General features: G+C 31.4%; 14 protein-coding genes. All 14 read left to right on the forward strand.

Translation table 11 applies throughout. The features are described 5' to 3' along the window. Nucleotides 1-7 precede the first annotated feature (7 nt). A complete protein-coding gene (nusB, locus tag SYNTR_RS01775; RefSeq protein WP_156202906.1) occupies nt 8-409 on the forward strand; it encodes a transcription antitermination factor NusB in 402 nt (133 codons plus the stop codon). Further along, nucleotides 406-1,383 carry a Kae1-like domain-containing protein gene (locus tag SYNTR_RS01780; RefSeq protein WP_156202907.1) on the forward strand — a complete coding sequence of 326 codons (978 nt, stop codon included), beginning with the start codon at nt 406-408 and terminating at the stop codon, nt 1,381-1,383. Before nusB ends, SYNTR_RS01780 begins: the two co-directional genes overlap by 4 nt. 1 nt (nt 1,384) lies before the next feature. Continuing rightward, entirely contained in the window at nt 1,385-2,608 is a 1,224-nt protein-coding gene (gene xseA, locus SYNTR_RS01785; protein ID WP_197079153.1) for an exodeoxyribonuclease VII large subunit, read from the forward strand. Then, entirely contained in the window at nt 2,589-2,810 is a 222-nt protein-coding gene (gene xseB / locus SYNTR_RS01790; RefSeq protein WP_156202909.1) for an exodeoxyribonuclease VII small subunit, read from the forward strand. The genes xseA and xseB overlap by 20 nt, the downstream gene beginning before the upstream one ends. Before the next feature lie 23 nt (nt 2,811-2,833). Beyond that, a complete protein-coding gene (locus SYNTR_RS01795) occupies nt 2,834-3,739 on the forward strand; it encodes a polyprenyl synthetase family protein (protein WP_156202910.1) in 906 nt (301 codons plus the stop codon). 735 nt (nt 3,740-4,474) lie between these two features. Continuing rightward, nucleotides 4,475-5,035, forward strand: coding sequence for a CNNM metal transporter family protein (locus SYNTR_RS01800; RefSeq protein ID WP_156202911.1), 561 nt, complete (start codon nt 4,475-4,477; stop codon nt 5,033-5,035). Between the two features lie 10 nt (nt 5,036-5,045). After that, nucleotides 5,046-6,962 carry a 1-deoxy-D-xylulose-5-phosphate synthase gene (dxs, locus tag SYNTR_RS01805; protein WP_156202912.1) on the forward strand — a complete coding sequence of 639 codons (1,917 nt, stop codon included), beginning with the start codon at nt 5,046-5,048 and terminating at the stop codon, nt 6,960-6,962. Further along, nucleotides 6,949-7,761 carry a TlyA family RNA methyltransferase gene (locus SYNTR_RS01810; protein ID WP_156202913.1) on the forward strand — a complete coding sequence of 271 codons (813 nt, stop codon included), beginning with the start codon at nt 6,949-6,951 and terminating at the stop codon, nt 7,759-7,761. Before dxs ends, SYNTR_RS01810 begins: the two co-directional genes overlap by 14 nt. Continuing rightward, nucleotides 7,758-8,591: an NAD(+)/NADH kinase gene (locus tag SYNTR_RS01815; RefSeq protein ID WP_156202914.1), complete on the forward strand. Its 834-nt coding sequence runs from the start codon at nt 7,758-7,760 to the stop codon at nt 8,589-8,591. The genes SYNTR_RS01810 and SYNTR_RS01815 overlap by 4 nt, the downstream gene beginning before the upstream one ends. Next, the gene (mnmM, locus tag SYNTR_RS01820) at nt 8,572-9,144 is read left to right on the forward strand and encodes a tRNA 5-(aminomethyl)-2-thiouridylate-methyltransferase MnmM (protein ID WP_197079154.1); all 573 of its coding nucleotides are present in this window, start codon (nt 8,572-8,574) and stop codon (nt 9,142-9,144) included. The genes SYNTR_RS01815 and mnmM overlap by 20 nt, the downstream gene beginning before the upstream one ends. Nucleotides 9,145-9,154: 10 nt before the next feature. Next, nucleotides 9,155-9,607 (forward strand): arginine repressor, encoded by a 453-nt coding sequence (gene argR, locus SYNTR_RS01825; RefSeq protein ID WP_156202915.1) that lies wholly within the window; start codon nt 9,155-9,157, stop codon nt 9,605-9,607. Between the two features lie 135 nt (nt 9,608-9,742). After that, the gene (recN, locus tag SYNTR_RS01830) at nt 9,743-11,428 is read left to right on the forward strand and encodes a DNA repair protein RecN (protein ID WP_156202916.1); all 1,686 of its coding nucleotides are present in this window, start codon (nt 9,743-9,745) and stop codon (nt 11,426-11,428) included. A 107-nt stretch (nt 11,429-11,535) separates the two neighbouring features. Further along, complete coding sequence (spoIVB, locus tag SYNTR_RS01835; RefSeq protein WP_243140217.1) at nt 11,536-12,870, forward strand: SpoIVB peptidase; 1,335 nt, start codon at nt 11,536-11,538, stop codon at nt 12,868-12,870. Between the two features lie 229 nt (nt 12,871-13,099). Continuing rightward, on the forward strand, nt 13,100-13,915 hold the full coding sequence (gene spo0A / locus SYNTR_RS01840) for a sporulation transcription factor Spo0A (protein WP_156202917.1): 816 nt from the start codon (nt 13,100-13,102) through the stop codon (nt 13,913-13,915). Nucleotides 13,916-14,097 lie beyond the last annotated feature (182 nt).

The raw sequence follows: 14,097 nt of genomic DNA on the forward strand, positions 1-14,097 counted from the left end.
ATAAACATTGAGTAGAAGAAAAGCTCGAGAAATAGCATTTAAAGTGTTATTTCAAGTTGACCAAGTAGAAGCAGATCCCAAACAAGCTTTTGAATACTTACTTAGAGAAAAAAAATTAAAAGACAATGATTATTCTTTTTCTTGGGAGTTAGTTGATGGATGTTTAAAAAATTTGGATGTAATTGATAAAAAAATTATGGTCTATGCAAGAGACTGGAGTATAGAAAGAATGCTAAGTGTTGATCGCAATATTATGCGATTAGCAAGCTATGAGATTTTATATATAGATAGTACTGAGGACGTAATAGCAATTGATGAAGCTATAGAAATATCGAAAAAATATGGTGATGAGAATTCGGGGAAATTTGTAAATGCAATATTAGATAAAATTAGTGGTGAGAAAAAATGAGTTTATATTTAGGTATTGATACTAGTGCTTATACAACTTCTATTGCATTACTCGATTCTAATAATAATATTATAGCTGATAAACGAATTACATTGGAAGTTAGTAAGGGGAAAAGAGGGTTAAGACAGTCAGAAGCCCTCTTTCTACATATAAAAAACCTCCCTGTTTTATTTCAAGAAATAAAATCTATAATAAGAGATAAATACATTAAAGCAATAGCAGTTAGCTCCCAACCTAGAGATACCCAAGAAAGCTATATGCCAGTTTTTCTAGCCGGACTATCTCATGCTCAGGTTGCAAGTATTTCTGCTAATGTGCCTTTATATGAAATTAGTCATCAACAAGGGCACATTGCCGCTGGAATTTTAGACAACATGAGCTTAATTGATAAAAATTTTATTACAGCCCATTTATCAGGAGGTACTTCTGAAATAATAACTGTTAAACCTAGTGATAGTACAGTATTTGAAGTTCAAATTGTACAAGAGACTAGTGATATTCATGCAGGTCAATTTATTGATAGAATAGGAGTTGCAATGGGCTTATTTTTTCCTTCTGGGAAACCTATGGAACAGTTAGCACTATTTAAAAACGAGGACATAACAATACCTTCAAGTGTAGCAGATAAGACTTTTTCATTTTCTGGGGCAGAGACTAGGGCATTAAAACTTCTAAAAGAAGGTTACTCACATGAAGATGTTTCATATGCTGTGTTTAGGTGTATAGCAAACACATTAGAAAAAAGTCTAATAAAACAAGCGGAAAATACAGGATATAATTATATGCTTTTAGTCGGTGGAGTAATGGCCAATTCAATTATAAAAAATCGTTTAAAAGAGCGATTAGAGCATCCTGCAGTTGGTTTAAAACTTTTTTTTGCTAAACCTAATCTTAGCACAGATAATGCAGTGGGAGTAGCTTTATTAGCAAAAATCTTGCATGAATGTAAAGTGCAGGGTGGGAGTGTTTATTAAAGTGAACGATTATTTTTCTGTTAGTGATTTAAATAAACATATTAATAAACTTTTAGAAAATGACTTAATCCTATCTGATTTTTGGATAAAAGGAGAACTTTCAGGAGTTAAGCTATATCAACAATCTGGCCATCTTTACTTTACCTTAAAAGATAAATATTCTTCAGTAAGTTCAGTGATGTTTAAAAGTAGAGTTAGAAATTTAAAATTTGAACCAGAAAATGGAATGGAAGTTTTAATTCGTGGTTATGTATCAGTTTATAATAAACAAGGTAGGTACCAGATTTATGTAGAGGAAATGCAACCTTATGGTAAAGGTGGCTTATTTTTATATCTAGAGCAATTAAAAGAAGATTTAAGACAAAAAGGATATTTTAATGAAAAAGCAAAAAAACAAATACCGAAATTTGCCAAAACAATAGGTGTAGTAACATCCCAAGATTCTGCTGCTTTAAGAGATATTTTAAAAGTTTTAAAGGAGAGAAACTATTTAGTACATATTATAATTGCACATAGTTCAGTACAAGGTGAGGAAGCACCTTACGAATTAGCATGTGCAATTAAAAATCTTAATAAATATCAGAATTTAGATGTGATAATTATAGGTCGCGGAGGAGGGTCTTTAGAAGATTTAATGGCTTTTAATAGTGAAAAAGTTGTAAAAGCTATATATTATTCAAAGATTCCAGTAATATCAGCGGTTGGACACGAAACCGATTTTAGCTTGTGTGATTTTGCTGCTGATTTAAGAGCTGCAACTCCTACGCAAGCAGCACAGCTTGCAGTGCCAGATTTAAATATAATTAAATCAGAACTAGAAAATATTAATAAAAGAATAGTAAGGTCTATAGAAAGAAAAATTTCAAACAATATTGAATTTTTTGATAGAATAATGTTAAAAAGAGTATGGACGACACCAGAAGTAATGATAAATCAATACAATAAAAATTTAATTGACTTACAAAGAAGATTAATCAAAAGTTTTTCAGATTTAACAAAGGATAAGCATCATAAACTCGTTAATTTAAGTACTAGTTTAGATAATTTAAGTCCTCTTAAAATTTTGAATAGAGGTTATTCGATTACTGTTAAGGATGAAGAAATTGTCAAAAGTATAGAATTTATAAATGAAAAAGATAATCTTAATATAAAGGTCCAAGATGGTATTATCGAAGCTATAGTAACAGGTAAGGAGTATGGATTAAATGGAAAAAATAAGCTTTGAAGAAGCTTTACAAAAACTAGAAGCTATTGTTGACAAACTTGAATCAGGTGAATTAGAGCTTCAAGAAGCACTAAAGCTGTTTGAAGAGGGTGTTAGACTTTCAGTTTACTGCCAAAGTGAATTAAAGGCTACTGATTACAAGATAAGTAAATTAATAGAGACTTTACAAGGTGAAGTAGAACTTATTTCATTTGAGGATTAATATATCTAAAGGAATGACAGATTATGAATTTAAACATTAAAGATTTTGAAGATCAAATCAATACGAGAAGAAACTATGTTAACGAATGTCTCGAACAAAATTTACCTCCTTTGAATTCTTATCCTCCCATAATTCATGAGGCAATGCATTATGCTGTATTTAATGGTGGCAAAAGATTAAGACCAATTATGGTGTTTGAGGGAGCTCTAATAGCTGGAATAGAAAAAGAAAAAGTAATACCTACTGCTTGTGCCTTGGAACTTATACACTCGTATTCTTTAGTACATGATGACTTACCTTCAATGGATAATGATGATTTTAGGCGAGGAAAGCCCACTTGTCACAAAGTTTATGGTGAGGCTAATGCGATACTTACAGGAGATGCTTTACTAACTTATGCTTTTCAACTAATAGCTAATAATATAGCTATTAATGGTATTCAACCATTAAATGTTGTTAGAGTAATTAAAGAAATTTCTAGTGCTGCTGGTAGTGAAGGTATGATAGGAGGTCAAGTAATTGATCTTGATTCTGAAGGAAAAAATATAAACTATGATACACTTAAGACTTTACATAGCTTAAAAACAGGAGAACTTTTCAGAGCTTCATTACGAGCCGGTGCTATACTTGGTGGATTAGATAATGAAAAATTAGATTATTTAACTACTTATGCCAACTATTTTGGATTAGCTTTTCAAATTACTGATGATTTATTAGATGTTACGGGAGATCAAAAAACCTTAGGAAAGCCAGTAGGCAGTGATGATAAAAATAATAAAACTACTTATGTAAGCTTATTTGGAATAGACAAAGCTAAAATGCTTGCTGAGGAAAGTGTAAATACTAGTATCGATAATTTGAAAGAATTTGGAAAAGAAGCTGATTTTTTACGTAATTTGGCGTACTTTACTCTTGATAGAACAAAATAAAGTTTTATATTTTTATAAACATATTTGAAAAATTACCTTATATTATGATAAAAATAAAATATAAAGAGAATGTAAATAAATACAAGTAGAATATGTGAATTTTAGTGTGATATACTATTTGTCTGATAGTTTGGCGAAAGGTTGCAGTATTCTAGTCAATCCTATCAATTTTGAAGACGGGCCTAAAAATCCGTCAAGGGCACATCGATGAAGCTTTTGGTGATGGCTTCTGACGCCCCGTTGGGGGTCATTGCTGGGAGTTAAGGGTGTTGGGGCACTCCGCAAGGGCATGCGGAAGATGACCCCTCCATCTGTGGAGGCTCAATATCTTTTTGATATTGAGAAAACCTACATTCTGGTGAAAGCTGGGTGTAGTGTAGCCTGCCTTGAGTGGTGCCGGCGGATAAGCGTTAATGAATTATAATTACTTTGGCCGGGACATTATAATTCTGCTTTGAAACCGTTTGCTGCAAAAGAGGCTAGAAATTGATTTGGGTTGTTGAGGAAAACTCCTAGACTGAATGTAATCACACATGGTTTATCGGGGATTAAAGTGCGTACTTAGTGGTAATCCAGCTCCATATTCGGTGACGATATGGAGTAGGCATAAAGGGAAACCGCCCATTTGGCAACAATTGGGTGTCCTACTGGGAAAACCTGCTGGACCTATGTCGCAGCGTTTACTCGATAAACAACCTTTCGCCACCACCCTTTTTTATGGGGGAATAGCAAAGTATGAATTACATAACTAAAGGCAATATAATATCGGCCATAATAGTAACGTTTCTAACTTTTTTTATAGCACTATTGTTAAGCATAGGGTCAGAAACCTTTATGCAGTCAATTGATAATCTTGGGGTAGCTTTTGCTTTCCTATTACTTATTATTTTTCTAGGCGTGTTTTTTGATACCATAGGTACAGCTGCAACTGCGTCTGACTTGCCGCCTTTTAATGCGAAGGCGGCTAAAAAAGTATTTGGAGCAAAACAAGCCGTAAAAATTGCAAGAAATGCGGACAAGGTTGCTAATTACTTTAATGATGTTATGGGCGATATTGCTGGAACTTTAAGTGGAGCTATTGGTGCTGGAATAGTATTTAGCTTAATAAACACCTTTACCTTATTGGACAGTGTGTTAATGGGTGCTGTAATGACAAGTTTTATAGCTTCTTTAACAGTTGGTGGTAAGGCAATAGGAAAGACGATTGCAGTAAACTATTCTAATGCTATTATTTTTAAAGTGGCTATTGTAATGGGATGGTTTGAAAAATTAACGGGGATAGAATTACTTAATTAGAAGGTGGATTATGTATAAAATTTTAGACAAAGTAAACACACCCTCAGATATTAAAAAACTAAATATAACTCAAATGAATTTGTTAGCTGATGATATTAGACAATTATTAGTGAAATCGGTATCTGAATGTGGTGGTCATTTGGCTCCAAATTTAGGTGTAGTTGAATTAACTATAGCACTTCATTATGTGTTTAATACTCCAGAGGATAAAATTATTTGGGATGTCGGACATCAAAGTTATGTTCATAAAATCTTAACAGGAAGAAAAGAAAAAATGTCATCCCTAAGGCAATATGGAGGTTTAAGTGGTTTTCCAAAGTTTGAAGAATCTATACATGATTGTTTTAATACTGGTCACAGTAGTACATCGGTATCTGCAGCTGTTGGTATGGCTTTAGCAAGGGATATTCAAAGAAAAAAGCATTCCATAATTGCAGTATTAGGTGATGGGGCATTTACTGGTGGTATGGTTTATGAAGCCTTAAATCATGCAGGTCACGAAGCCAAAGATCTGATAGTAATTCTAAATGATAATGAAATGTCTATATCAAAAAATGTTGGGGCAATGTCAGGTTATCTAAATCGATTAAGAACTGATCCTTCCTATGCAAGAACAAAAGAAGAAATTGAATCTGTTTTAAACCGGATACCGGCAATAGGGCAAAATATTGCTAAAGCAGCTGGAAGATTTAAAGATACTGTCAAGTATCTTATGGTTCCAGGAGTTTTATTTGAAGAATTAGGTTTTTCTTATATAGGTCCTATAAATGGGCATAATCTTGATGAATTATGTAATGTATTTTTAAATGCAAAAAAAATGAAGGGACCAATATTAATACATGCAATGACTCAAAAAGGAAAAGGTTATGGTCCGGCATTAAAAAATCCTGATATTTTCCACGGTGTAGGTCCTTTTGATATACAGACTGGAAGTCAAGTTAATAAATCTATAAAAACTTATACCGAAGTATTTGGGGAATATATTGCAAACAAGGCAGATCATAACAAGGATATAGTAGCAATAACAGCAGCTATGACATCGGGGACAGGTTTAAAGGAATTTGCACAAAAACATCCTGAAAGATTTTTTGACGTAGGAATCTGTGAGCAGCATGCAGTAACGATGGCAGCAGGCTTAGCGAGATCAGGACTAAAACCTGTAGTAAGTATTTATTCTACATTTTTACAAAGATCTTATGATCAAATAATGCATGATGTTGCTTTACAGAACTTGCCTGTAATTTTTGCTATTGATCGAGCAGGATTGGTAGGAGAAGATGGTGCAACTCATCATGGTGTATTTGACTTATCTTATTTAACTCATATACCAAACATGACAATTATGGCACCTTCAAATGAAAACGAACTAGTTAAGATGTTTAACAGTGCATTTGAATTAGATGGTCCTGTAGCTATTAGATATCCAAGGGGAGCAGGAGAAGGTGTTGATTTTGAACCAACAACTAATGAAGCTGTAGAGTTTGGTAAATCTAAAACTATATCTCAAGGGAAAGATTTAGCAATAATTGCTGTAGGTAGAGGGGTTAACTTAGGTAAAGAGGTATGTAGATTATTAAAAGAAAAAAATATTAAAGCTGAATTAGTTGATGCTCGATTTGTCAAACCTCTTGATGAGGAGAAAATCTTACAATTAGCCATAGAGTATCCGCATATAGTGACTATAGAAGAAAATAGCATAATTGGTGGTTTTGGAAGTAGGGTATTAGATTTATTAGCGAGAGAGAAAATTAATAGTGATGTATTAACAATAGGTGTGCCAGATGATTTTACTGAACATGGAAATTTAAAAGTACTATTACAATATTTAAATATGGATCCGGAATCAATAACTGAAAAAATATTATATAGGTGGAATAAGCTTTTGAAAAATGATGCTTGGGAGTTGCTAAAATTTGGCAAAAATTAGGTTAGATATATTAGTACAAAAACATCAATCTATAAGCAGGGAAAAAGCCCAGGCATTAATTTTGGCTGGATTAGTAGAAATAGATGGTAAGCTCATAGATAAACCCGGAACTAAAATTGATGAAACTTCTGATATTAAACTAAAAGACAAAGGTTTAAAATATGTAAGTCGAGGTGGTCTTAAGTTAGAGAAAGCAATTAATGACTTTAATATAGATTTTACAAACAAAATAGTACTTGATGTGGGAGCTTCTACAGGTGGTTATACTGATTGTGCATTACAAAATGGAGCGGCTAAAGTAATTGCTGTTGATGTAGGTTATGGACAGTTAGATTGGAAATTAAGACAAAACCCCAAAGTAGTTAATCTAGAGCGTACCAATATACGATATCTTACAATTAAGGATATAAGAGAAAAAGTAGACATAGCAACTATGGATGTTTCGTTTATATCAACAATTAAAGTTTATCCTGTCTTAAAAGAACTTTTATTAGAAAATGGTGAAATAGTTTCCCTTATAAAACCACAATTTGAAGCAGGCAAAGATAAAGTGGGGAAAAATGGGGTAGTAAGAAACTCAAATGTACATATAGAGGTTTTAGAAAACTGCATCAAGGCAGCCGAAGATGAGGGTTTATACTGTAATGGAGTTTCTTATTCTCCTATAACAGGTCCAAAAGGTAATATAGAATATTTTATATATTTAAAAAAAAGTAGCGTATTTCACCAAGATATTAAAAATGCAATAAAAGAAGCTGTTGATAAAGCACATGAAACTGTGGAGGGTAAGCATAATTGAGAATTTTAATTGTAAATAATCCAGCAATCGAGAGTACATTGCCAGTTACAGTTAAAATCATGCAGAAGTTGCAACAACTTAATGTTGAAGCAGAGGTTGATAGTAATGCGCAAAACTACAAGGCAAAAAAGTTTGATATAATAATCGTTTTAGGTGGCGATGGTACTATATTAAGAACTGCTAGAAGGTTTTTGCCAATGGAACCTCATATTTTAGGTGTTAATATGGGTACAGTAGGATTTTTAACAAATATAGTAGAAAGTGAATTAGAAAAAGAGATATCAAGGTTAATTACAGGTGATTATAAGGTAGAAGAAAGAATGATGCTAGAAATTCTTATATATAGTGGGCAAAAGTTAATAAACCAATATTTTTGCTTGAATGAAATGGCATTAAAATCTATAACTTCTAGAATGTTAAGTTTGGAAATAAGTGTTGGTGATCAAAAACTAAAACCTTATAGAGGAGATGGGTTAATTTTAGCTACACCAACAGGATCAACTGCTTATTCCCTATCTTCAGGTGGTCCTGTTACTGATCCTGATATGGAAGCCATAATAATGACACCTATAGCTCCTTATGTTTTAAGTAAAAGACCTATAGTAATAGCACCATATAAAGAAATTGAAATATCGCCACTAATATGTGATGATTCTGTTATATCGATTGATGGACAGATCAATTTTAATTTTGATCCTAATTATACAATATACATAAGGAAAGCTGATAAAAAACTTAAGTTTATTGATTTAAAAGATGTTGCGTTTTTATCTAAGATAGAGAGTAGGCTAAGAAAAGCTGAGGTTACTTATGATGATATTAGGACGTAATGCTGTACAGCTATCACATGAAATAATTAAACAAACTGTAAAAGTTGGAGACATAGTAGTAGATGCTACATGTGGTAATGGTAATGACACTTTGTTATTAGCCAAATTAGTTGGCAATGAAGGCAAGGTCTTTGCATTTGATATTCAAAACGCAGCTATAGAAAATACAAACTTATTATTGCAAAAAAATAATATAGCAAATAGAGTGGAATTAATTAATGACAGTCATTGCTCCATAACTAAGTATTTGTTGGGTGATATAGATATAAAGGTATGTATGTTTAATTTAGGTTATTTACCTGGTTCTGATAAAAATATTATTACTAAACCTGATACTACTATTAAAGCAATCAATAATATACTCCCATTAATGAAAAAAACCAGCGTAATTCCAGTTGTTGCCTATTTAGGTCATGAAGGTGGATATGCTGAATATATAGAATTAAAAAATTACTTTACTAATCTTGAACAAACTAATTACAGAGTTGTAGAAACAGCTTTTATTAATCAAAAAAACAACCCCCCAAGATTAATAATAGTAGAGAAACTTTAATGGAGGTACTATGAAAGCACGTAGACAATTTGCTATTATTAATGCTATTTCTAATAAAAGGATAGGCACTCAGGAAGAATTACTAGAAGAATTAAAGCAAGCTGGGTTTAACGTTACACAAGCAACTATATCAAGAGATATAAAGGAATTGCAGTTAATTAAAATAGCGGATAACTATGGCTATAGATATGCACCACCAGAAACACAAGTGCAAACAAATCGTAATGAACGCATGCACAGGAGGTTTAAGGATTCGGTTGTAAATATTGATTATAGTGAAAATATTATTGTAGTTAAAACTTTACCGGGAGCAGCACAATCGATTGCTCTTTTAATAGATTCTTCTGAAATCAAAAATATAATGGGTACAGTTGCTGGAGATGATACCATATTTATTGCAGTTAAACCCAAACAAACAGTTAAAGAAGTAGCAAATTATTTTAATAATCTAACTATTGATTAAATTGTATCTTTAAAAACTTGCAATATCCTTTATGTTTTATAAGGTACGACATAAATTATTTTCAAAACCTTGTTGACATCTTACATTAAATAAGTTATTCATAATTTATTTATAAAAAATGGGGAAGGTAGAAGTATGCTACAGGAAATATATATTAAGAATTTTGTGCTTATAGATGAGCTTAAAATTTCATTTACAAAAGGTCTTAATATTTTAACCGGTGAAACAGGTGCTGGTAAATCTATAATAATAGATGCATTAGGATTAATATTAGGTGAGAGAATAAAAAGTGATCTAATAAAAGATGAGAGCCAAAAAGCCTTAATTGATGCAGTAATAGATATTAATAATAACAAAGAGGCTCACACATATCTTATAGACCTAGGACTTATTGATAGAGAAGATGATATAATAGTTCTTACTAGGGAAATACATAATAATGGGAAAAGCACAGCTAGGATAAACCGAAGAAGTGTTAATATTAAAACTTTAAAGGATTTATCATTTTATTTAATCGATATGCACTTACAACACGATAACTTAAGAATCTTAAAACCTGAAAAATATCTTGAATTTGTTGATTCCTTTGCAGATAATAGTAATTTATTAAAAGAAATTAAACAAATATATCAAGAATTAAATACAAAGAAAAAAGAGTTAGCAAACCTAGTAGAAAGTGAAAAAGATAGATTACAAAAAATAGACTTTTTAACATATCAAATAAATGAAATAGAAAATTTAAACTTAGAACCAAAAGAAGAAGAAGAACTAATCAAATTAAGAGATAGAATACAAAATAGTCAGCTTCTATTAGAAAGTTCAGAAAAAATATTAAGTTTAATATATAGTGGAAACAATAACAATTCAGCCTATGATTTAATATCAGAAGGTGTTAATATATGTATGAATCTTGAAAAAGAGCCTTTTTTCAAGGAATTAGCAAATGAAATGGAAGAAATCACCTACATTATACAGGATATGTCTACACGTATTGCTTCATTTAGAGATTCCCTAGATTTTGAACCTGATTCAATAGATCACATTGAAAATAGATTATATGAAATAAATAAGGTTAAAAGAAAATATGGGGAAGATATAAAAGGAGTTTTATTACATTTGCAACAAGCAAAAGAAGAAAGGGAACAACTTTATAAAAGTAAGGAAACACAAGTTAATTTACAAGAAATAATAGAAAATTTAGAGGATAAATATAAAGAAATAGCACATAGTTTAACTCATAAAAGAAAAGAAGCGGCAGAAAATTTTGAAAAACAAGTATATAAAGAGCTCTATCAATTAAACATGCCTCATACTCAATTTAAGGTGGAAGTGATGCAAAAAGAATTTAGCTATACTGGTTGGGATGAAATTGAATTCCTTTTTTCAGCTAATCCTGGTGAAGCTTTGCAGCCAATATCTAGAGTAGCTTCGGGTGGAGAAATATCTAGATTCATTTTAGGATTGAAAAAAGCGGTAGCTGAATTTTATAATGTACCAACCTTAATTTTTGATGAGATTGATGTTGGCTTAGGTGGTGAAACGCTTAATATAATTGCGCAAAAATTAGCTGAATTTTCATCCACACATCAAGTCATATTAGTTACTCATTCACCACAAATAGCAAGCTATTCAGATAATCATTATTTAATTCAAAAAGAAATTGTAAATAATACAACTAATACTACAGTTAAATTATTAAATGAAAAAGCAAAAGAATTAGAAATAAGCCGAATGTTAGGCGGAACAAAATCAAATACTACTTTAAAACACGCTCAAGAATTATTAAAAAAAGCAACAACTTTTAAAGAATCTCTCTTATAATTAGGGAGATTCTTTAATTTATGTAAAAATCAACTCCCATAATTACGGTATATTCTCTTAATTTGAAGGGGAAAATAAAGCTAGTAATTATTTGGGAGTGACTAATATTGAATAATAATAATAATAATATTCGTTCTGCTATAGGAATCTTACTAGCTTTTTTATTTTTATCTTTATGTTTTACACCTCAAATGCAAACTCTTTTTACAATCCCTGGACATCAAAAATTGGTAGTGGGCGAAACTAGTTCAATTGACATTAGCCTGCCAAATACATTAGATGATAAATTGGAATTAGTAGTTGCTGGTTTACCATCAACTAGTGTTTTTGCAGCCCCCGAAGATCCTCCAGTAAAGGTTAACCGAAATGAATTTGGATATGAAATAGTTGCATTAAGACCTGGTACTGTTGATGTTAAATTAAAATTATTAGGACATATTCCAATAAGATCAATAAAAGTAGAATCCGTACCAACTAGAAGAGTTGTTCCTGGTGGCCACTCTATAGGCGTAGCATTACAATCAAAAGGTATTATGGTTGTTGGTTATGCTCCTATTGATGAAAGAGATAAATTCTATCCAGCTAAGGATCAGGGAGTACAAATTGGAGATTTAATAATGGAAGTAAATGGTCAAAGCGTTTATACAGAAACTGATTTGGCTAAAATCATTGATAAAAGTTCAAATAAAAAATTAACATTAAGTGTAAAGCGGAAAGATAAAATTATAGAAGTACCAATAGAACCAATATTCTGTTCCGAAACTCAAAGAAATAGAATAGGGTTATTTGTAAGAGATGGTGTTGTAGGCGTGGGTACGCTTTCTTTTTGGGATCCACAAACTCACGGCTTTGCAGCTTTAGGCCATGTGATTATTGATGCAGATACTAGGCAGGGTATTGATGTATTACAAGGTAAAATTATGAGTGCGTCAGTTCAAACAATTAAACCTGCTAGGCCTGGTAGACCTGGAGAAAAAATAGGTGTATTTAATGAAGACGGACCAATAGAAGGTAATATTATAAAAAATTCTTATTTTGGTTTATATGGTACAACTGATAACGATGTTAAAAACTCTATTAGTGAATATACTATGGAAGTTGGATATGCCCATCAAATAGAAGAAGGTAAAGCTGAAATATTAACAGTAGTTAATGGAGATGATATAGAGCGGTTTGAAATAGAGATAGAAAGAGTTTATCCACAAAGACAAAATGGAAAGGGTATGATTATAAAGGTTACTGATCCAAGGCTTTTAAGTTTAACAGGTGGTATAGTTCAAGGTATGAGTGGTAGTCCTATAATACAAAATTCAAGAATTGTAGGTGCTGTTACTCATGTATTTTTAAATGACCCTGAAAGAGGGTATGGTGTTTTTATGGACAATATGTTGTCAGAGATAGAAGATATTGGTCAAGCTGAACAAAAGATTTCGACAAATTGATAAATTCTATTAAAACTGCTTAATACTATGTTATCCTTTAATTAGTAAGTAAAAATGGTATAATAAAATAAAAGAAAAACGACATTATAGTGTATCATCCTGACATAGTCTGCAATATATTGGGGTAATTTCAGTAAAAAAAAAGGAGGAAATAATTAGGCTACCGTCGAATCCGGTTAATTAATAACAGAAATAGTATTAAGAGAGGGAAGAGGGGGTCTAACCAAATATGTTTGATGAAAACAATCAAATTAAAGTTCTAATAGCCGATGATAATAAGGAATTTTGCGGCATATTAAAAGATTATTTTACGAATGACTCAAGTTTCGATTTAGTAGAAGTTTGCAGTAATGGAATGGAGGTTTTAGATACATTAAGCAAGAGAGATGTTGAAGTTTTAATACTTGACCTTATAATGCCATATATGGATGGAATAGGAGTACTAGAACAAATAAATGAGCTTGATATTGAAAAACCACCAAAAATTATTATATTAACTGCATTTGGTCAAGAAAATATTACACAAAAAGCTGTTCAATTAGGTGCAGATTATTATATACTAAAACCTTTTAATTTGCAGGTTTTAGGTGATAGAGTTAAACAGGTAGCTAGAGACATAAAACCAAAAACTTCTAAATCTTCTTCAACATCATCAGCAGATAATACAGTTCAACAAAACACACCAACACCAAAGAATTTAGAAGTTGAGGTTACAAAGGTTATTCACGAGATAGGTGTACCTGCTCATGTAAAAGGTTACCAATATTTAAGAGATGCGATAATGTTAGTAATAGAGGAAATAAACTATTTAGGTGCAGTAACAAAAGAACTTTATCCTACAATAGCACAAAAATATGATACAACTCCTAGCAGAGTTGAAAGAGCAATTAGACATGCTATAGAGCTTGCTTGGGACAGGGGTGACCTTGAAAAGATAAATAAATTTTTTGGTTATACTATAAGTGGTGAAAAAGGAAAACCTACAAATTCTGAATTTATAGCTATAATAGCTGATAAGCTAAGATTAGAAAATAAAGTTAGCTAAAAATTAATAAACAATGAAGAAAATACCTCTTATTGGAATTTTTAATAAGGGGTATTTTTTAATGTAGTATATTGTATCTATCCTATAGTATTAGGGTTATTATAGAGTTTTAAATTCATACTACTATGTGTTATTATAAATTGAATTATAGAAATCATTAAATATGTTGTTTTAGTTAATTA

The organism is Candidatus Syntrophocurvum alkaliphilum, assembly GCF_009734445.1.
Classification (GTDB): domain Bacteria; phylum Bacillota; class Syntrophomonadia; order Syntrophomonadales; family Syntrophomonadaceae; genus Syntrophocurvum; species Syntrophocurvum alkaliphilum.